The organism is Pseudomonas sp. NCIMB 10586 (genome assembly GCF_023127895.1).
Lineage (GTDB): Bacteria > Pseudomonadota > Gammaproteobacteria > Pseudomonadales > Pseudomonadaceae > Aquipseudomonas > Aquipseudomonas synxantha_A.
In genome coordinates this window covers 135,120-155,696 of the sequence record NZ_SPKQ01000012.1, presented here as the reverse complement: position 1 = coordinate 155,696, position 20,577 = coordinate 135,120, and the positions used below count along the sequence as shown (strand labels likewise).

The following is a 20,577-nucleotide window of genomic DNA, read 5'->3' as shown; positions in this document are numbered from 1 at the left end:
CGGTAGGAGCGAGTAGCGCATGAGTTACGCCGAACTGCATTGCCTGTCCAACTTCAGCTTCCAGCGCGGTGCCTCCAGTGCACTGGAGCTGTTCCAGCGGGCCAAACACCAGGGCTACAGCGCCCTGGCAATCACTGATGAATGCACCTTGTCGGGCATCGTACGGGCCTGGCAAGCAGCGAAAGCGGTGGATTTGCCGCTGATTATCGGCAGTGAAGTGCGCATCGAAAACGGCCCCAAACTGGTGCTGCTGGTGCAAGACCTCAACGGCTACCAGCATCTGTGCCGTCTGATCACCCTGGCCCGTCGCCGTGCTGAAAAAGGCCGTTACCGCCTGCTGCAGGAAGACTTCGAGCAACCATTGCCCGGCCTGTTGGCGCTGTGGGTGGCGCAGGACCATGACACCCAGGCCTCGATCCAATGGCTGTGCCGCACTTTCAACGGGCGCCTGTGGCTGGCAGTGCAGTTGCATTGCGGCCAGGACGATGGGCGCCACCTGGAGCAGCGCCTGGACCTGGCCGCCCGGTTGCAGATCCCGGCGGTGGCTTGCGGCGATGTGCACATGCATGCTCGTGGCCGCCGTGCCCTGCAAGACACCATGACCGCCATCCGCCATCACGTCGCGGTGGCCGACGCCGGTACCTTGTTGCATCCCAATGGCGAGCGGCACTTGCGCAGCCTCGATGCCCTGACCGCGCTGTACCCGCAAGCGCTGCTTGACGAAACCCTGGCGATTGCGCGGCGTTGTACCTTCGACCTCAGCCAGTTGCGCTATCACTACCCACGCGAACTGGTGCCGACAGGTCATGACGCCGCCTCCTGGTTGCGTGCGGTGACCGAAGAAGGCATTGCCCGGCGCTGGCCCGAGGGCGTCGATGCCAAGACCTTGCAGCAGATCGACAAGGAACTGCTGCTGATCAGCGAGTTGGGCTACGAAAGTTATTTCCTCACGGTGCACGACATCGTGCGCTTCGCCCGCAGCCGCTCGATCCTGTGTCAGGGCCGTGGCTCGGCGGCCAATTCGGCGGTGTGTTTTGCCTTGGGTATCACCGAAATCAACCCGAGCTTGAGCGACTTGCTGTTCGAGCGCTTCCTTTCCAAAGAGCGCAATGAACCGCCGGACATCGACGTAGACTTCGAGCACGAGCGCCGCGAAGAAGTGCTGCAATACGTATTCCAGCGCTACGGCCGCAATCGTGCAGCGTTGACTGCGGTGGTCAGCAGCTACCACGCCGCCGGCGCAGTGCGTGATGTAGCCAAAGCCCTCGGGCTGCCACCAGACCAGATCAACGCGTTGGCCGACTGCTGCGGGCGCTGGAGTGATGACGCGCCACCTCTTGAACGCCTGCGTGAAAGCGGTTTCGATCCGGACAGCCCACTGCTGCGCCGCGTGTTGACGCTCACCCGGCAACTGATCGGCTTTCCCCGGCACCTGTCCCAGCACCCCGGCGGTTTCGTGATTTCCGAATACCCGCTGGACACCCTGGTGCCAGTGGAAAATGCGGCCATGGCCGAGCGCACCATCATCCAGTGGGACAAGGATGACCTCGACGCCGTCGGCCTGCTCAAGGTGGATATCCTCGCCCTCGGTATGCTCAGCGCAATCCGCCGCTGTTTCGATTTGTTGCGTCGGCATCGCAACCTGGATTTGAGCCTGGCAGGCATCCCAAAGGAGGATCCGGCGACCTACGCCATGATCAGCAAGGCTGACACCATCGGCGTGTTCCAGATCGAATCGCGGGCGCAGATGTCGATGTTGCCCAGGCTCAAGCCGCAAACGTTCTATGACCTGGTGATCGAAGTCGCCATCGTGCGCCCTGGGCCGATTCAGGGCGGCATGGTGCATCCGTATTTGCGCCGCAGAAACAAAGAGGAAGCAGAAACCTATCCTTCACCCGAATTGGAGGCCGTGCTCAAACGCACCTTGGGTATCCCTTTATTCCAGGAACAAGTGATGCAGATCGCGATGGTCGCCGCCGACTACAGCCCTGGCGAGGCCGACCAGTTGCGCCGCTCCATGGCCGCCTGGAAACGTCACGGTGGCCTGGAGCCGCACCAGAAGCGGCTGCGCGACGGTATGCTCGGCAACGGCTACACCGAAGCCTTTGCCGCGCAGATTTTCGAGCAGATCAAAGGCTTTGGCAGCTATGGTTTCCCCGAGTCCCACGCGGCCAGTTTTGCCCTGTTGACCTACGCCAGTTGCTGGCTCAAATGCCATGAACCGGCGGCCTTTGCCTGCGCCCTGATCAACAGCTGGCCCATGGGTTTCTACAGCCCGGACCAGATCCTGCAGGACGCCCGGCGCCATCGCTTGCAGATTCGCCCGGTGGATGTGCAGGCCAGTGACTGGGATTGCAGCCTGGAGCCCATCGATGGCCAGCAACCGGCGATTCGTATGGGCTTGCGCATGATCTCGGGGTTTCGCGAGGACGACGGGCGGCGTATCGAAGCCGCACGCCACCGGCAACCGTTCAGCGACATCGCCGACCTGGACGCACGCGCCGGCCTGGATGCCCGGGCCCAGGCGCTGCTGGCGGATGCCGGTGCGTTGCGCGCCCTGGCCGGCAACCGACACCAGGCGCGCTGGGACGTGGCCGGTGTGCACAAGCAGCTCGGCTTGTTTGCCGGCCAGCCAGGTCAGGATGAAACCGTGGTGGCATTACCCGCGCCCAGCGTAGGCGAGGACCTGCAAGCCGATTACGCCACGCTGGGCACCACCCTTGGGCCGCACCCCTTGGCCTTGTTGCGCGCCGAGCTGCGCAAGCGACGCTGCCGCAGTTCCCAAGAGTTGCTGGCGGTGGCGCATGGGCGCAATGTGAGCATCGCCGGGTTGGTGACCGGTCGCCAGCGCCCTGGTACGGCCAGTGGCGTGACCTTTGTCACCCTCGAAGATGAATTCGGCAACCTCAATGTAGTGGTCTGGCGCGACCTGGCCGAGCGCCAGCGCCGGGCGCTGGTGGGGTCGCGCCTGCTCAAGGTGGATGGGCGCTGGGAGGCGGTGGGCGAGGTGCGGCATTTGATCGCAGGGCGCCTGACCGATTTGACGCCGCTGTTGGATGGCATGGTGGTGCGCAGCCGGGATTTTCATTGAGTTCAGTGGTTTCTGCATTCCAGCGTACACAAGATGAAACCATCCACCGTCGGCGCGCTCCAAAACTTGCGATCGTCCTCTCCTGCGCACAGAGCCCAATGATGCAATTCTTATCCAACCCCCACGGCTGTGAAGGCTGGGCCGGCGAAATGGCTCAGCGGATACGCACCTTTGACTGGTCAACTACCGACCTTGGCCCTTTGGATCAGTGGTCCACAAGCCTGGCTTGCACCGTGCAAATGATGCTGGCCTCACCCGTACCGATGGTGATGCTGTGGGGGCGGGCGGGGTACATGATCTACAACGACAGCTATTCGGCATTTGCCGGCGGGCGCCATCCTTACCTGTTGGGCACGCCGGTGGAACTGGGCTGGCCGGAAGTGGCCGAGTTCAATCGGCATGTGGTGGATACGTGCCTGGCGGGCGGTACCTTGTCGTTCAATAACAAGGAACTGGTGCTGTCGCGTCACGGCCGACCGGAAAGCGTGTGGCTGGACCTCTACTACAGCCCGGTGGCGGGTGACAACCAGCAGCCGGCCGGCGTGCTGGCGATTGTGGTGGAAACCACCGAGCTGGTGAAGTCCGAGCGGGTGCGCCAGGAGCTTACCCATAATCTGGAGCAACGCGTGGCCGCCGAGGTGCAGGCGCGCTCTGCCGCCGAAGACCAGTTGCGCCAGTCACAAAAGCTGGAAGCGATTGGCGGCCTGACCGGGGGCGTGGCCCATGACTTCAATAACCTGCTGCAAGTGATCGCCGGCAATCTGCATTTGCTTGCCCGGCATGAGCCGGACAATTGCCAGGTGCAACGTCGCGTGAACGCGGCCATCGCGGCAGTCGAGCGTGGGGCCAAGTTGTCATCGCAATTGCTGGCGTTTGCCCGTCGCCAACCGTTATCACCCGCGGTGTACAACCCGCAGCGCATTTATGCCGGCCTGGGCGAGTTGCTGCAACGGGCGCTGGGGGAAACCATCCATATCGACGTGCAATTGCCCCAGGACTCCTGGTGCATCAATGTCGACCGCAACCAGCTGGAAAACGCCTTGCTCAACCTGGCTATCAACGCCCGGGATGCCATGCAGGGCGAAGGGGTGATTCGGATCACCGGGGAAAACGTCATCCTCAACCCTGACGATTGTATCGGCAAAAGCATCAAGCCCGGCGAGTACGTGCGCCTGGCGGTGGCTGACACCGGTGTGGGCATGTCCCAGGCCACCCTCAAGCGCGCCTTCGAACCCTTCTTTACCACCAAACGCGAAGGCCACGGCACCGGTCTGGGGTTGAGCATGGTGTTTGGTTTTGTGCGCCAAAGCGGCGGGCATGTGGATATGTGGAGCGAGGAGGGCAAGGGCTCACTGGTGCAGATGTACTTCCCCCACAGCCTGGAGCCCGAGTGCCTCGACGACTACAGTGACGTGGACCCGCAAGGTGGCGGCCAGGAAACCATCCTGGTGGTCGAGGACAACGAAGGCGTGCGCCTGACGGTGGTCGAGTTGCTGCAGCAGTCGGGTTATACCGTATTGACCGCCGAAGACGGCGACCGCGCGATGCAGGTGTTGCAGCGCGGCGCAGCGCCGGACCTGATCTTCACCGACGTGGTGATGCCAGGCCGGGTCAAGAGCACTGACCTGGCCACTTGGGCGCGTACGCAGAACCCGCCGGTGGCGGTGCTGTTCACCTCCGGCCACACCCGCGACATCCTGTCCTCCAATCATTTGCTCGGCGCCGACATCCACTTGCTGAGCAAACCCTACAGCCCCGAGGCCCTGACTCAACGCGTGCGCAGGGTGCTCAGTGCAAGACAAGGTTGCCCATGACATCACAGCGCAACATCCCTGCGGTTACCGCCCAGCAACCGGGCTTTGTCAGGGTGCGTGGCGCCCGTGAACATAATCTGCGTAACGTCGATGTGGATATTCCACGCGATGCCCTGGTGGTGTTTACCGGGGTATCCGGCTCCGGCAAATCGTCCCTGGCGTTTTCCACCGTGTATGCCGAGGCGCAACGTCGCTATTTCGAATCGGTGGCGCCCTATGCGCGACGCTTGATCGACCAGGTGGGCGTGCCGGATGTGGACAGCATCGAGGGCTTGCCGCCGGCGGTGGCCCTGCAACAGCAACGCGGCACGCCGAGTGCGCGCTCTTCGGTGGGCAGCGTCACCACGCTGTCGAGCTTGATCCGTATGCTGTATTCACGCGCCGGCAGCTACCCGCCGGGGCAGGCCATGCTGTATGCCGAGGACTTTTCCCCGAACCTGCCCCAGGGCGCGTGCCCGCAATGCCATGGCTTGGGCCGCGTGTATGAAGTGACCGAAGCGCTGATGGTGCCCGATCCGTCCTTGACCATCCGCCAGCGTGCGGTGGCGTCCTGGCCGCTGGCCTGGCAGGGCCAGAACCTGCGCGACATCCTTGTGACCCTGGGCTATGACGTCGACATCCCCTGGCGTGACCTGCCGAAAAAACAGCGCGACTGGATCCTGTTCACCGAAGAAACCCCCACCGTGCCGGTATACGCCGGCTTTACCCCGCAGCAGACCCGCGATGCGTTGAAACGCAAGCTCGAACCCAGCTACCAGGGCACTTTCAGCGGCGCACGGCGCTACATCCTGCACACCTTCGCCCATACCCAAAGCGCGCTCATGAAAAAGCGTGTGTCGCAGTTCATGCAAGGCAGTGCCTGCCCGTTATGCCACGGCAAGCGCCTGACCCAGGCGGCACTGTCGGTGAAGTTTGCCGGGGTGGATATTGGAGAGTTGTCGCAACTGTCCCTGGCGCAATTGGCCCAATTGCTGCGGCCGGTGGCGGCGGGGCAGGACAAGATGAAATTGTCGGTGGAAAAGCGCCTGGCAGCCCAACGCATCGCCCAGGACTTGCTCGAGCGGGTGAACACCCTGATCGAGTTGGGGCTGGGCTATCTGTCGCTGGAACGCAGCACGCCGACCTTGTCCTCCGGAGAGTTGCAGCGTTTGCGCCTGGCCACCCAGTTGGGCTCACAGCTGTTCGGCGTCATCTATGTGCTGGACGAGCCCTCGGCGGGTCTGCATCCGGCGGATGGCGAAGCGTTGTTCAGTGCGCTTGAGCGCTTGAAGGCCGCGGGCAATTCATTGTTTGTAGTGGAGCACGACCTGGAAACCATGCGCCGCGCCGACTGGTTGATCGACGTGGGCCCGGCAGCCGGTGAACATGGCGGGCAGGTGCTGTACAGCGGGCCGCCTGCGGGGTTGGAGGCTATCGAGGCGTCGCAGACCCGTGAATACCTGTTTGCTCCACAGCGCCCGGCCAACGTGGAGCGGCGCGCGCCCACTGCCTGGCTGAAGCTCGAAGGCGTGACGCGCAATAACCTCGATGACCTGAAGGTGGACTTCCCGCTGGGCTGCTTTACCGCGGTAACCGGTATTTCCGGCTCGGGCAAATCCAGCCTGGTCAGCCAGGCGTTGCTGGAGCTGGTGGCCACGGGCCTTGGGCGCGTGCTGGAAAATGACGACGAGCCAAGCCTGGAAGACGCCGCACCGCAAGCCAGTGGCGGGCGCATCAGTGCCGGGCTGGAACACATTCGCCGCCTGGTGCAGGTGGACCAGAAACCTATCGGCCGCACGCCGCGCTCTAACCTGGCGACCTACACCGGGCTGTTCGACAACGTGCGCAAGCTGTTCGCCGCTACGCCGGCGGCCAAGAAACGCGCTTACGACGCCGGGCAGTTTTCGTTCAATGTCGCCAAGGGGCGGTGCCCGAACTGCGAGGGTGAAGGCTTTGTCAGCGTTGAGCTGCTGTTTATGCCCAGCGTGTACGCGCCATGCCCCACTTGCCACGGTGCGCGTTACAACCCCGAAACCCTGGCGATCAAATGGCAGGGTTTGAACATCGCCCAGGTGCTGGGCTTGACGGTCGAGCAGGCAGTGGAAGTCTTTGCCGAGCAGCCTGGCGTACTGCGCTCGCTGCAGGTGCTGCGCGATATCGGCCTGGGCTATCTGCGCCTTGGCCAGCCGGCCACCGAACTGTCCGGCGGTGAAGCCCAGCGCATCAAGCTCGCCAGCGAACTGCAACGCAACGCCCGCGGCGCTACGTTGTATGTGCTCGACGAGCCGACCACCGGCTTGCACCCCAAGGATGTCGATCGCTTGCTCAGCCAGTTGAATCAACTGGTCGATGCGGGGCATACCGTGGTCGTGGTCGAGCATGAGATGCGCGTGGTGGCCCAGAGTGACTGGGTCATTGATATCGGGCCGGGGGCAGGGGACCTGGGCGGGAAGGTGGTGGCGTGTGGTACGCCGCACAAGGTTGCCAAAAGCAAGCACAGCCGAACCGCGCCTTATCTAACCCAGGCGCTGATCTAGCAGTTGTTGATGACCAAATGTGGGAGGGAGCAAGCCCCCTCCCGCATTAAGCCAAGCGCTAGTCAGTGAGGTTATGCTGGATCTGCTCCTTGGCCAGCTTCACCACATTCTCCACGGTAAACCCGAACTTCTCCTGCAACTTGGCCAATGGCGCCGACGCGCCAAAGCTGTTCATCACCACCTTGGCACCGGTTTGCCCGACATAGCGATCCCAACCCAGGGGCCCCGCCTGTTCCACCACCACCCGCGCTTTTATCGCAGGCGGCAAGACGCCGTCGCGGTAGGCTTGATCCTGGTCTTCAAACAACTCCCAACTCGGCATCGATACCACTTGCGCGGCCACGCCTTCGCCCTTGAGTTGCTCGTAGGCAGCCACCGCCAGGCTGACCTCACTGCCTGTCGCGATCAGAATGACTTCAGGCTTATCCGCAGAGGCCAATACATAGGCACCTTTGGCCGCACCGGAGGCGCACGCATACTGGGTGCGATCCAGGGTTGGCAGCGCCTGGCGCGACAGCACCATGCAGCTTGGCCGATGGGTTTGCGCCAGGGCCACCTTCCACAACTCCAGGGTTTCATTGGCGTCGCCCGGGCGCAGAGTCAGCAGCCCTGGCGTGGCGCGCAGTTGGGTCAGGTGTTCGATCGGTTGGTGCGTCGGCCCGTCTTCACCCACGCCGATGGAGTCATGGGTAAACACGAAAATCACCGGCAATTCCATGATCGCCGCCAGGCGGATCGGTGGCTTCATATAGTCGCTGAACACCAGGAAGGTCGAGGTGTACGGGCGCAGGTAGGACAGCGCCATACCATTGGCAATTGCGCCCATGGCGTGCTCGCGGATGCCGAAGTGCAGGTTTCGCCCGCTGTAGTCATCGGCGCTGAAGCGCCCGGCGCCGTCGAACGTCAGGTTGGTTTTGGTCGACGGCGACAGATCCGCCGAGCCGCCCAGCAACCAGGGGATCTGTTGGGCGAAGGCATTCAATACCTCGCCGCCGGAGGCCCGGCTGGCGACGCCCTTGGCATCGGCGGCGAAGCTGGGCAGGTGCGCCTGCCATTGCTCGGGCATTTCGCCGGCGCGCATCCGGTGCAGTTCATCGGCCCGTTGCGGGTCGAGGGATGCCAGGGTCTGGTTCCATTCGGCGAACAGCGGTTCGGCGCGTTCGTAGAGGGCATCGCGCAGTACCGTGCGGGGTTCGTCGGGCACCAGGAAGTTCGAATCCTGCGGCCAGCCATAGGCAGCCTTGGTCAGGCGAATCTCGTCTTCGCCCAGAGGCTCGCCGTGGGCGGCGGCGGTGTTGTGTTTGTGCGGCGAGCCATAGCCGATCACGCTGTCGACCACGATCAGGGTCGGCGCGCCGGTATTGGCCTTGAAGGTTTCCAGCGCCACGCTCAACGCCTGCAAGTCATTGGCGTCGGTGACGTGCTGGGTGTGCCAGCCGTAGGCCTGGAAGCGTTTGATCACGTCTTCGCTGAAGGCCAGTTCAGTGTGGCCCTCGATGCTGATGGTGTTGTTGTCGTAGATCCAGCACAGGTTATCCAGCTTCAAGTGGCCGGCCATGGAGGCCGCTTCGCTGCTGATGCCTTCCATCATGTCGCCGTCACCGCACAGGGTGTAGACGTCGTAGTCGAACAGCACCTGGCCGTCGCGGTTGAAGCGTTCGGCCAGCCAACGCTGGGCCATGGCCATGCCCACGCTGTTGGCGCAGCCCTGGCCGAGCGGGCCGGTGGTGGTTTCCACGCCGGTGGTCATGCGGTATTCGGGGTGGCCTGGGGTCTTGGAACCCATCTGCCGGAACTGCTTGATATCGTCGAGGCTGATGGCCGGCTGGCCGGAGCGCTGGCCGTGGGCGTCAATCTCCACCACACCGGCCAGATGCAACAGCGAATACAGCAGCATCGACGCATGCCCCACTGACAACACAAAACGGTCACGGTTAGGCCAATCGGGATGTTCGGGGTGATAACGCAGGAAGCGACTCCACAACGTATAACCCACCGGCGCCAGGCCCATGGGCGTGCCCGGATGCCCCGAATTGGCCTTCTGTACAGCGTCCATGGCCAGGGTGCGAAGCGTGTTGATGCATTGAGTGTCGGCAGCAGTGGCAGCGTGATTCATGAAACCTGTCTCCCTCGGGTGGCGATCTACAGTGGAGGGCAGGGCACGGCAAAGGTTTGATCCCATCGCATGCTGCATGACGAACGGGACTGTATTGACCTCAAACATGACAAGACCCATTGGAATGGGCTAGCTTCAAGGGCGTAGACCATTGATCAATTTGTGGAGGTACGCCATGCCAGTGAAACACGACCTGTATCAGGACTTGGGTGTCAGCAAGGAAGACGTTCACAAGCGCAGGGCGGACGACAAACGGCTGGATTCGCTGCTCACTCAATATGACGATGCCGACGCGAATGTGCTGGAGGCGGAAAAAGCCAGTGCCAGCGATGAGAAAGTGGAAAACCTGAAGAAGAAACGGCTGCTGATCAAGGACGAAATCGCCGGGCGATTAGGCTAGGCTCAAAACGGCAATATTTGTTCAGATTTGTATGCGGGACATCGCAGGACTGTGTCTTTATGATGCGCCCCGTCCACCCGGCTCTGGGGACTGTTGCGGCGCAAGGATTGTGCCGCTGAGCCGGGGAGGACACCCTATTTCAGGCCAGCAGTGTGCCCAGACATTCATCAATGGAGCGCTGCTGCGTCTCGCCGTAAAGCTGCAACTCATCAATCGTCTTGCGCCCCAGCGCCTGTTCGAATTGCGCCTGGTTGGCGTTGGCCGCGTAATGACTCTGCGCCGCATCCCCCAGGTTTGACTGGAAAATCCCCGCCGCACTGACCGGCAGAAAATCCTCATACACCAATGGCTCCACCGCCACGTGATCGGCGTTGACCAGCGCTTGCAACGTTCGCGGCTGCTCGGGCTGGCCGCGTGCCGCCAGGCCTTTTGCGGTAACGAAGTAACGAAAGTACGCCAGGCCCTGCTCGCGCATCTGTGCGGGGGTATCCGGGAACGCCGTAAAGTGCCGTTCCATCAATTGCACATAACGTTCGGCGTTGGCCTCATTGGGGAACGCGCCGAGTTCATCGCGGGCGGCGTTCAGCAGTTGGTCGTACAGGGCGCGGCCTTTAGGCGTGAGCGCTACACCGCGTTGTTCGATTTCGCCAAAGCGTGCGCTGTGGCTGCCGTGGGCGTCGGTGAACGCGATCGGTTCGTCGAGTGCCTTGAAGCTGGTCTGGCGCAGCAGGATCGGGCAATGGCGCCGTGGTGGGCCTTCGATCACGGCTTTGGGCGTAATGCCTTTGCCGGGCATGGCGGCCTGTACCTGGTCGATGTCCAGGGTGCGTGGCGTGAGATGGTTGATATGCGGGCCCCTGAAGGCGACCACGTCGGCGATCAGGCGGTGCTGGTTGCTCAGTTGCTCGTATTGCGCGCCTGTCACGGTGGCGGTGTTATGCCAGCGGAACGTCTCCAGCGCCTCGTCGATGAAAGCCTGGGCGTCGCTGGCATTCAACCCGCCCTGTGTTTCGGCCTGTTCGATCAGCGCCAGGGCGCCGGGGGTGAAGATCGAGCGCTTGGCCAGGGCACTTTCGGCGAAGGCGCGCAGCTCCAGGTTTTCGATCAGCTCCAGGCGCAGCAGCGAGGTGAACACCCGGAACGGGCTGGTCTGCAGCGCGTGCTCATGCACGGCGCGAAAGGCCGTGGAATGCACCGGCACACCGGCGGGGGTGAGGTCGTAGTAGCCCACCGGTTGCATGCCCATCACCGCGAATAGGCGGCTGATGGTCGCCAGTTCTGCGGCAGTGCCCAGGCGGATGGCGCCATGGCGCTCCATGTCCAGGCGCTGGATTTCTCCGGTACGCTGCAACTGCTGCACCAGCTCAGGTTGGCTGTCGAGTACGCGCGCATTGGTTTGGGCCACCAGTTCCAGCAGCGCGCCGTACAGAGGTACTTCATCGCGGTACATGTCGGACATGGCCTTGGAAAAGCCCTTGCGGATCTCATCGGGGCTGACATGTGCAGTGGCGTGCATAGAAAAATTCCTGATGGCTGTGGCGAGCAAAATGACCTTCGCCCGATTTTGTTGAGGCGCAGGCCGGCTTGCAAACGAAGATTCTTCTGGACTTCATTCTGCAAATGAATGAGATGCCATGAACAGGAGCAAACCCAGCCCCAGCGGCTTGTCAACGCCAGGTGCTTTGAGTCTTCATGTGCAACCGCGCACCATTGGGTTCTACACTGCGCCTCACTGTGTAGGTGATGGAGGACTCAATGACGGCCGTACCCGCAAACCGCCTGCTTGACACGATTGAAGGCCAGCGCCTGGCGACGCAAGATGCCGAGCGTTGGCGTGAGTGGGGCCCGTACTTGAGCGAACGCCAGTGGGGCACCGTGCGCGAAGACTACAGCGCCGATGGCGACGCCTGGGCCTACTTCCCCCATGAACAGGCGCGCAGCCGCGCTTATCGCTGGGGCGAGGACGGCCTGGCCGGTTTCAGCGACAAGGCACAACGCTGGTGCCTGGGCCTGGCGCTGTGGAACGAACGGGATGCGATCCTCAAGGAGCGCCTGTTCGGCCTCAATAACGCTGAAGGCAACCACGGTGAAGACGTCAAGGAACTGTACTTTTTCGTCGATGGCGTACCGAGCCATGCCTACATGCGCATGCTCTACAAATACCCCCATGCCGCCTTTCCCTATGCCGACCTGATCGCTGAAAACGCTCGCCGTGGGCTGGGCGATACCGAGTATGAAATCCTTGATACCGGCGTGTTTGAAGACAACCGTTACTGCGACATCAGCGTCGAATACGCCAAGCACCAGCCCGACGATATTTTCATGCGTGTCACCGTGCACAACCGCTCGGAGCAGCCGACACGTCTGCAGGTGCTGCCCCAGTTGTGGGCGCGCAATGACTGGAGCTGGACCTTTGATGCGCCCAAACCCAGGTTGACGCTGGACGGCGACCGCGTGCTCGCCCGTCATCATGAGATGGACGATCGCCAGCTCACCGCCTGGGGCCAGGATGGGTGGCAATGGTTGTTCTGCGAAAACGAGAGCAACTTCGCCAAACTGGGCGGGCAGCCGACGTCCGGGCCGTTCAAGGATGGCATCAACGATTACGTGGTGGAGGGTGATCAAGGGGCCATTCGCGGTGACGCGGGCACCAAGGTGGCGGCGCGATTCAGTCTTGAATTAGCGGGCCTGGAAAGCAAAAGCCTCTATCTGCGCTTTGCCCCTCTGGACGCCCCCGAGGTCAACGCACGCAAGTTGTTCGAACAGCGCCGCCGCGAGGCCGATGACTTCTACGCAGCCCTGCAACAGGGTATCGCCAATGACGATGCGCGCAATGTGCAGCGCCAGGCCCTGGCCGGCTTGCTGTGGTCCAAGCAGTTGTACTATTTCGACGTCAACCAGTGGCTCGACGGTGATCCGGCCCAGCCTGCGCCGCCGCCCGAGCGTTTGCATATCCGTAATACCCATTGGCGCCACCTGTCCAACTTCGACATCCTGTCCATGCCCGATACCTGGGAATACCCGTGGTACGCCTCCTGGGACCAAGGCTTCCAGGCGGTGGCCATGGCGCTGATCGATCCCGGCTACGCCAAGCAACAGCTGCTGTTGCTGGTTAAAGACCGTTTCATGCACCCCAACGGCCAATTGCCCGCCTACGAATGGCGCTTCGACGATGCCAACCCGCCAGTGCATGCCTGGGCCAGCTGGCGCGTGTATCAGCAAGACAAGGCGCTGACCGGCGTGGGCGATATGGACTTTCTGGAGCGGATCTTCCACAAGCTGCTGCTGAATTTTTCCTGGTGGGTCAACCGCAAGGACGCTGAAGGCCGCAACCTGTTCCAGGGTGGTTTTCTGGGCCTGGACAATATCGCCTTGTTCGACCGCTCGGCCACGCTGCCGCCGGGTTACCAGTTGGACCAGGCCGATGGCACTGCCTGGGTCGCGGCCTATGCCCTGGACCTGATGCGCATCGGGCTGGAGCTGGCCAAGCGCAACGCCGTGTACGTGGACATTGCGGTAAAGTTTTTCGAGCACTTCCTATATATCGCCGGCGCCATCAACCGCGTCGATGACAGTGCCGAAGGCTTGTGGGATGAGCAGGACCTGTTCTTCTACGACGTACTGCACCGTCCCGACGGCCAGAGCGAACCGGTGCGTTTGCGGTCTATCGTCGGCCTGATGCCGCTATTCGCCGTGCTGGTGCTGGAGCAGCGCGAACATGAAGGCTTGGAAGGCCTGCGCGAGCGTCTGCTGGGGTTTATGCATCACCGGCCCGACCTGGCCAAACTGGTCTCGCGTTGGAACGAACCGGGGCAGGGCAATCGCCTGTTGTTGGCGTTGCTGCGTGGCGAGCGTACCAAGGATTTGCTGCGCCGCATGTTGGATGACCAGGAGTTCTTGTCGACCTTCGGTGTGCGCGCCTTGTCCAAGACCTTTGCAGAGCAACCCCTGGCGCTGAAGATGAATGGCGACACCCTGTGCGCCAGTTACCAGCCCGGCGAATCCGACTCTCGCCTGTACGGCGGCAACTCCAATTGGCGCGGGCCGCTGTGGATGCCGGTGAACTACATGCTGATCGAATCGCTGCGCGAATTTCACCGCTACTACGCGGATAACTTCTCAGTGGAGTACCCCACAGGCAGCGGCTATCTGGCGTCGCTGGAAGACGTGGCCGACAGCCTCAGCCAGCGCCTGACCGGATTATTCCTGCGCGATGAAAATGGCCTGCGGCCATCCATGGCAGGGTATGCGCAGCTGGAGGCGGACCCGGCCAGCCGCGATCTGGTGTTGTTTCATGAATACTTTCATGGCGAGACAGGGCGAGGGTTGGGGGCGTCGCACCAGACGGGGTGGAGCGCCCTGGTCGCCTTGCTGCTGCAGCCAAAGGTCTAGCACCCATGGCGCGCATAGGCATCGGTAGCTACACCCCTTTGGCGCCGCGCCGCGTGCGCTCGATCTCTTCAAGCAAGCCATCTATGCCTGCCAGGCGTGCGCGGTTGTCATGTTCCCAGGGGTGAAACCCCGGTTTGAAATAATGCAGCCACGGCCTGAGCATCCGCGGGAACACGCCCTTGGGGCCGTACAAGTATTTGACCATGCGCCACAGCCCCTTCAGCGTGCCGCCCGAGGTGCGGTCGGCAATCAGCAGCCGCACGTGGAAGTCCAGCACCACTAGCCAGAACATGACGGTGGTGGTCAGCATGGTGCCGGTGCGCAGCAGGTAGCGTGCGGGGCCAGGTTTGATCACCTGGTTCCATACATCGAAGGCTACGGCTTTATGTTCGGTTTCTTCCAAGGCGTGCCAATACCACATCTGCTGGTAACCCTTGAGTGAATCACCAAAGCGCGAGGGGTCGCTCAACAGGATTTCCGCCAGCATCGCAGTGTAGTGCTCAAGGGCGATGGTCACCGCCAGGTTGAACGACGGCGGCAGGTGTTTCTTCTGCAAGTCGAGGAAGAACTTCAGGCGTCGGTCGAGGGTGTGCGCCGGCAAGCCCGCCGCTTGCAGCAGGTCGTTATAGGCCACATGTTCGCGGCTGTGCATGGCCTCCTGGCCTATGAAACCCTGGATTTCCTTTTTCAGTTCGGGATCGTCGATCTGCCCGCGGTAGTGGCGCACGCTGTCCATGAAAAACAGCTCGCCCTGGGGAAACAGCAACGACAGGGCGTTGAAGAAGTGGCTGATCACCGGCCCTTGTTCATGCCAGTCTTTGATGCGCTCGGCAGGCAAGGCAAAACGGATATCGCGACGGATCGGCAACATGCTGCGTCCTCCTGTTCAGAGATGGGACTGGTCGTTGGTTTCAAAGACCTGTGTGCGCGGCTTGGGCGCCATGCGTTTGCTGGCAAACACCACCAGTGCCTGATAGGCCGAAGGCAGGCAACGGGCGAGCAGGTCGAGAAAATAGGCGTCGCGGCCGATCAACACACGGCGCTTGTTTTTGCGTACACCTAGCAGGATCACTTTGGCGGCCTGGTCGGCGTCGGTAATGAACAGCTTTTCGAAATCGGCGCGGGCCTGTTGTTCGCTGTGGATGAGGAAACCGGTCATGTTCGCGTCGATACGGCTGCTGCGGCAGATATCGGTACGAATGCCACCGGGGTGCACACAGGTGGCCGATACGCCGCAGCGTTGCAGGTCGAGTTCCTGGCGCAGAGCCTCGGTGAACCCGCGCACAGCAAACTTGGTGGCGTTGTAACCGCTCATGCCGGGTTGGGCGAACAGGCCGAACACGCTGGAAGTATTGACTATGTGGCCTTCGCCGCTGGCCTTGAGATATGGCAGGAACGCCTTGGTGCCATGCACCACGCCCCAGAAGTTGATGCCGACGATCCATTCCAGATCGGCGTAGTCCACGCCTTCGACGGTACTCGACAGCGCCACCCCGGCATTGTTGAACACCAGGTTGACCTGGCCATGTTCCGCGGCACAGCGTGCAGCCCAATCCTGCATGGCTTGGCGGTCAGAGACGTCCAGCACCTGCGTGGTAACGGTCACGGGCGACAAGGTCGATGTGCGGATCAGCTCCAGGGTCTGTTCCAACCCCTGGCTGTTCTTGTCGGCCAAGGCCAGGTGGCAGCCTTCGCGTGCCAAGGCTAAAGCCAATGCGCGGCCCATGCCGGAGGCTGCACCGGTGATCGCCGCAACGCGGCCATTGAATGACTTCATGACAGGCTGCCTTCTGTTGCGGAGTGAGGGGCTGGTACGGGACGTGGCAGAGCGGGCGCCGGCAACGGGCTGGCGACGTAGTCCTTGAGCGCAAAGTGACGGGTGAGCTGTTTGAAACGCCAGGTAGAACCGGGCCACAGCGTGGTGTTCTTGCCGGTGCGTGGGTCCAGGTACCAGCTCTGGCAGCCGCCGGTGTTCCAGATGGTGCGCTTGAGCTTGTCCTGCAACTGGTGGTTGTAGGCGTGCTCTACGGCGGGTTTGACCTCGACCGTGGCAATGCGCTGGCGCCGCATATGTTTCAAGGCATCGAGGATGTAGGTGACCTGAGCTTCGATCATCAGGATCATCGAGTTATGCCCCAGGCCGGTGTTGGGTCCGACGATCAGAAACAGGTTGGGATAGCCCGGCACGGTGGTGCCTTTGAAGGCATGGGCGCCGTCGCTCCAGGCGTCCATCAGGTCGATGCCGTCGCGGCCGATGATGCAGTCTCGCGGCAAGGGGGCGCTGGCCTGGAAGCCGGTGCCGAAGATCAGGCAGTCAGCGGGATGCTTGATCCCGTCGGTGGTGATCACACCGTCAGCTTCGATGCGCAGCACCCTGTCGGTGACCACCTCGACATTACTGCGCGACAGCGCCGGGTAGTAGTCATTGGAGATCAGCACGCGCTTGCAGCCGATGGTGTAGTCCGGCGTCAGCGTCTTGCGCAGGGAAGGGCGGGCCACTTGTTTGCGCAGATGCCGCAGGGCGATTTTCTGCACCATCTTCATCAGGCGTGGGTGCATGGCAAAACCCACCACCCGGCCTTCCAGTGCCCAATAAAACGCGCCGCGCACCAGCTTTTGGGTGAACGGCAAGTGTTTGAACAGCCAGCGTTCAAGCGTTGAAATCGGCCGGTCCGGTTTGGGCATGATCCAGGGCGGCGTGCGCTGGAACAGGTCCAGGTGCGCCACCTGTGGCGCGATCTGCGGCACGAACTGGATGGCACTGGCGCCGGTGCCGATCACGGCCACGCGCTTGCCTTTCAACGAGTAGTCATGGTCCCACTGCTGGGAGTGAAAACGCTTGCCCTTGAAGCTGTCCAGCCCCGGGATATCCGGCAGCGCCGGGCGAGACAGCCCGCCCATGGCCGAGACCAGCACCCGTGCGCTGACTTGGCGGCCATTGCTGAAGCTCAGGTGCCAGCGCTGCTGTTGCTCATCAAACACCGCACGTTGCAGGGCCATGCCAAAACGCAGATAGGGCGCCAGCTCAAAACGTGTGGCGCAGTGTTCCAGATAGGCGCGGATCTCAGGTTGTGTCGCGAACTGTCGCGACCAGTTCGGGTTAGGCGCAAAGGAAAATGAATACACATGGGACTGCACGTCACAGGCGCAACCCGGGTAGTGGTTATCGCGCCAGGTACCACCGAGGGTCTCGGCCTGTTCGGCGATGAAGAAGTCGGTGAGCCCGGCCTCCTTGAGCTTGATCGCCATACACAGGCCAGCGAATCCCGAGCCAATGATGGCAATGTCAATTGAATCACTGTGGGCAGTCATGGGCGTGCCTCATAGATAGAAAGCGGGTGGGCATCGGATGTGCTCCTCTTTTTGTTTTGTCTTTTAGATAGAACACCATTGCAAAGGAAAATTGAATTAATTATTTTAAAAAAGATTTTAAATAATCTACCTGAAAATTTCGCCTACGCTAGGACCTTGTTCCGCATGTGCGATTTGTCCGACGGACGAGCGTGGTATGCAGGGCGCCCAGGTCCAAGGGGTGGACGATGGCTGAGGCCCTGACCAATTCCGGTCGGGTCGCCAGCAGCAGGGAAGCAGAGGACCGAGCTATGGCTGTGGAATGGGTTGTCGCTGCGGGTGTGCTGGCCGGCGCCAGCGTGGCGTTATGGGGCTTGAGTGCCTGGATGACGCGGCGCATTGAAGCGCGGGTTCCGATCAACGGGCGTTTCGTCGAGGTGGATGGCGAGCGCTTTCATTATGTCGAAGAGGGCAAGGGCCCGCCGCTGGTGATGATCCACGGGCTGATGGGCAGCAGCCGTAACCTCACGTATGCCTTGTCCGGTCAGTTGCGAGAGCATTTTCGCGTGATCACCCTTGACCGGCCGGGGTCAGGCTATTCCAGCCGACACAGCGGCACGGCCGCAGACTTACCGGGCCAGGCCCGACAAATCGCGGCCTTTATCGACACGCTCGACCTGGGCAAGCCGTTGGTGCTGGGCCATTCCCTGGGTGGCGCGGTTGCTCTGGCGCTGGCCCTCGACCATCCCCATGCGGTATCCGGGTTGGTACTGGTAGCGCCTTTGACTCACCCGCAACGCATGTTGCCGCTGGTGTTCCTGTCATTATCGGTGCGCCCGGCCTGGCTGCGACGCTGGATGGCCCACACCCTGACGATGCCCGTTGGCCTGCTGAGTAAAAATGCAGTGGTCAAAGGCGTCTTCGGCCCCGATGCCGCACCGCCGGACTTCGCCACCCGGGGCGGCGGGCTGCTGGGCATGCGTCCAGACAACTTCTATGCCGCGTCCACCGAAATCAACCGGGTCAACGACCACCTGCCCGACATGGTCAAGCGCTACCCGCAACTGACCTTGCCCATCGGGCTGATCTATGGCACCCGCGACAAGGTGCTCGACTTTCAGAAACACGGCCAGGCCCTGGCGAGCAAGGTGCCAGGGCTGAAAATGCAAGTGGTCGAAGGCTGTGGGCATATGTTGCCGATCACCGCGACAGAGCGAGTGGTGGCGCTGGTGGAGCAGGTCGCCAAGCGCGTCAGGCCCGGGGCAGGCATCCGGCTGTTGCACCCTCCCAAGGCCCTGGCGAGTAGATAAGGGTGCACCCGACTCGCGGTTCAAAGGCGTTGATGCCTGTCCTAGACACCTGACCAGACGGCTGAAAAAGAGACTGCCCGGTCACGGTAAAAAGGGCGGGAGAAACTAGTTGACGACCTAACGATTCCGCGCTATTTATTTAAAAAAATTATTTCAATGTGTAATTTGAAATTATTTTTGAAATGCCTAAGAGCGAATAAAATAATGAAAAAAACGCCTTTTATCGCATGGTTGATTTCTCGGGGCAGTCAGCGCTCCGTAAACCTGTTGGCTGCCCCGATGCACACCGAATGTGTACGGAGGTTGCCATGAATCAGACCCTGGCCGCCCCGCACGTCTGGACCGACGCAAAGCGCCACCTGTGGTGGCTCGGCATCATGCCACTGGCAACCCCCTTGCTCTCCGGCGCCCTGGCGATCGGCACCGGCGTACAGCAATTGTGGTGGGTGGGTGTGCTGGTGATCTTCGGCTTGATCCCCCTGATCGACGGCCTGCTCGGCGAAGATGTCAGCAACCCGCCTGAATCTGCCGTCAGCAACCTTGAATCCCAACGTTATTATCGCTGGATCGTCTACACCGGCGTGCTGTTTGTGATCTCTTCAGTGATTATCACCGGTTGGCTGGCCGCCGGTGGCATCGACTGGATCATCAATGGCGGCCTGTTGAACGCTACGGCCACACTTGAGCCGTCGAGCTGGCTGGCCAAGGCTGCTGCATTCGTCACCGCACGCACTGAACTGCATGGCCACATCAGCGTGTTCACTTACCTGGGTATGGCAATGTCCACCGGCGCTGCCACGGGCATCGCGATCAACACCGCCCATGAACTGGGGCACAAACCCAAGCCCCTGGAAGTGTTCCTGGCCAAGGTCACCCTGGCGCCGACGTTCTACGGGCACTTCTACACCGAACATAACCGCGGCCATCACGTTCGGGTCGCCACCCCGGAAGATCCCGCCAGTTCGCGGCTGGGGGAAGGTTTTTGGGCATTCCTGCCGCGTTCGGTGTGGTTCAGCGCCGTGTCGGCCTGGAACCTGGAGCGCGAACGCCTGCGCAAACTCGGTTTGCCGGCCTTGCACTGGAAGAACGCCGTGCTCAGTGCCTGGATGTACAGCGTGGTGTTGTGGGGCGCGATGATTGCCTGGTTGGGCGCGGCGGTGATTCCGTTCCTGATCATCCAGGGCATCTACGGGTTCTCGTTGCTGGAAGTGGTGAACTACGTCGAGCATTACGGCCTCAAGCGCCAGAAGTTGCCCAATGGCCGTTACGAACGCTGCTCGCCGCGCCATTCATGGAACAGTAACCGGATTGTCACCAATATCTTCCTGTTCCAACTTCAGCGGCATTCCGATCACCATGCCAACCCCACGCGCAGTTATCAGTCGTTGCGCCACTTCGATGAGTCACCGCAACTTCCGTATGGTTACGCGAGCATGATTGTCTGGGCCTATGTGCCTTACCTGTGGCGACGTCGTATGGACCATCGGGTACTCAATCATTATGCCGGGGATATCACCCTGACCAATCTTCAACCGTCACAGCGTTTGAAGTATCTGGAGAAGTACAGCAACAGCGCCAAGCCGTTTTGAGATGAAGTAAGCAGTACGGGCGTACTCGGGATCTGTGTATCGCGCAGGTCCTTGTCGC

12 protein-coding genes are annotated in these 20,577 nt (G+C 61.7%); 7 read left to right on the top strand and 5 right to left on the bottom strand.

The window, feature by feature from the left end; all coding sequences use genetic code 11:
- Window positions 1–19 precede the first annotated feature (19 nt).
- The 3 genes from E4P01_RS06410 to uvrA all read left to right on the top strand — a co-directional run bounded on the left by E4P01_RS06410 (window position 20) and on the right by uvrA (window position 7,421).
- Window positions 20–3,091, top strand: a complete 3,072-nt coding sequence (locus E4P01_RS06410) for an error-prone DNA polymerase (RefSeq protein ID WP_078821191.1) — start codon at window positions 20–22, stop codon at window positions 3,089–3,091.
- Between the two features lie 101 nt (window positions 3,092–3,192).
- Entirely contained in the window at window positions 3,193–4,905 is a 1,713-nt protein-coding gene (locus tag E4P01_RS06405) for an ATP-binding protein (protein ID WP_216091253.1), read from the top strand.
- Window positions 4,902–7,421 (top strand): excinuclease ABC subunit UvrA, encoded by a 2,520-nt coding sequence (gene uvrA, locus E4P01_RS06400; RefSeq protein WP_078821193.1) that lies wholly within the window; start codon window positions 4,902–4,904, stop codon window positions 7,419–7,421. The genes E4P01_RS06405 and uvrA overlap by 4 nt, the downstream gene beginning before the upstream one ends.
- Window positions 7,422–7,479: 58 nt before the next feature.
- Here the strand turns inward: uvrA and tkt are convergent, their stop codons facing one another.
- Complete coding sequence (gene tkt, locus E4P01_RS06395; RefSeq protein ID WP_216091254.1) at window positions 7,480–9,537, bottom strand: transketolase; 2,058 nt, start codon at window positions 9,535–9,537, stop codon at window positions 7,480–7,482.
- A gap of 175 nt (window positions 9,538–9,712) precedes the next feature.
- Between tkt and E4P01_RS06390 the strand changes: the two genes are divergently transcribed.
- Window positions 9,713–9,937 carry a DUF465 domain-containing protein gene (locus E4P01_RS06390; RefSeq protein ID WP_216091255.1) on the top strand — a complete coding sequence of 75 codons (225 nt, stop codon included), beginning with the start codon at window positions 9,713–9,715 and terminating at the stop codon, window positions 9,935–9,937.
- Between the two features lie 139 nt (window positions 9,938–10,076).
- Here E4P01_RS06390 and E4P01_RS06385 read toward each other — a convergent pair whose 3' ends face one another.
- Complete coding sequence (locus E4P01_RS06385; protein WP_148853908.1) at window positions 10,077–11,453, bottom strand: VOC family protein; 1,377 nt, start codon at window positions 11,451–11,453, stop codon at window positions 10,077–10,079.
- Window positions 11,454–11,692: 239 nt separating this feature from the next.
- Here E4P01_RS06385 and E4P01_RS06380 point away from each other — a divergent pair, with 239 nt between their 5' ends.
- A complete protein-coding gene (locus E4P01_RS06380; RefSeq protein ID WP_216091256.1) occupies window positions 11,693–14,329 on the top strand; it encodes a glucosidase in 2,637 nt (878 codons plus the stop codon).
- A 28-nt stretch (window positions 14,330–14,357) separates the two neighbouring features.
- Here E4P01_RS06380 and E4P01_RS06375 read toward each other — a convergent pair whose 3' ends face one another.
- The 3 genes from E4P01_RS06375 to E4P01_RS06365 are packed head-to-tail and all read right to left on the bottom strand — an operon-like array spanning window position 14,358 to window position 17,641.
- Window positions 14,358–15,200 carry a metal-dependent hydrolase gene (locus E4P01_RS06375; protein WP_005787814.1) on the bottom strand — a complete coding sequence of 281 codons (843 nt, stop codon included), beginning with the start codon at window positions 15,198–15,200 and terminating at the stop codon, window positions 14,358–14,360.
- A gap of 15 nt (window positions 15,201–15,215) precedes the next feature.
- The gene (locus tag E4P01_RS06370; RefSeq protein WP_005787815.1) at window positions 15,216–16,106 is read right to left on the bottom strand and encodes an SDR family NAD(P)-dependent oxidoreductase; all 891 of its coding nucleotides are present in this window, start codon (window positions 16,104–16,106) and stop codon (window positions 15,216–15,218) included.
- Window positions 16,103–17,641, bottom strand: a complete 1,539-nt coding sequence (locus tag E4P01_RS06365; protein WP_216091257.1) for an NAD(P)/FAD-dependent oxidoreductase — start codon at window positions 17,639–17,641, stop codon at window positions 16,103–16,105. Before E4P01_RS06365 ends, E4P01_RS06370 begins: the two co-directional genes overlap by 4 nt.
- A 290-nt stretch (window positions 17,642–17,931) precedes the next feature.
- Between E4P01_RS06365 and E4P01_RS06360 the strand changes: the two genes are divergently transcribed.
- Both E4P01_RS06360 and E4P01_RS06355 read left to right on the top strand, forming a co-directional pair.
- Entirely contained in the window at window positions 17,932–18,930 is a 999-nt protein-coding gene (locus E4P01_RS06360) for an alpha/beta hydrolase (RefSeq protein WP_148853912.1), read from the top strand.
- 308 nt (window positions 18,931–19,238) lie between these two features.
- Window positions 19,239–20,519: an alkane 1-monooxygenase gene (locus E4P01_RS06355; protein WP_216091258.1), complete on the top strand. Its 1,281-nt coding sequence runs from the start codon at window positions 19,239–19,241 to the stop codon at window positions 20,517–20,519.
- Window positions 20,520–20,577: the final 58 nt, after the last annotated feature.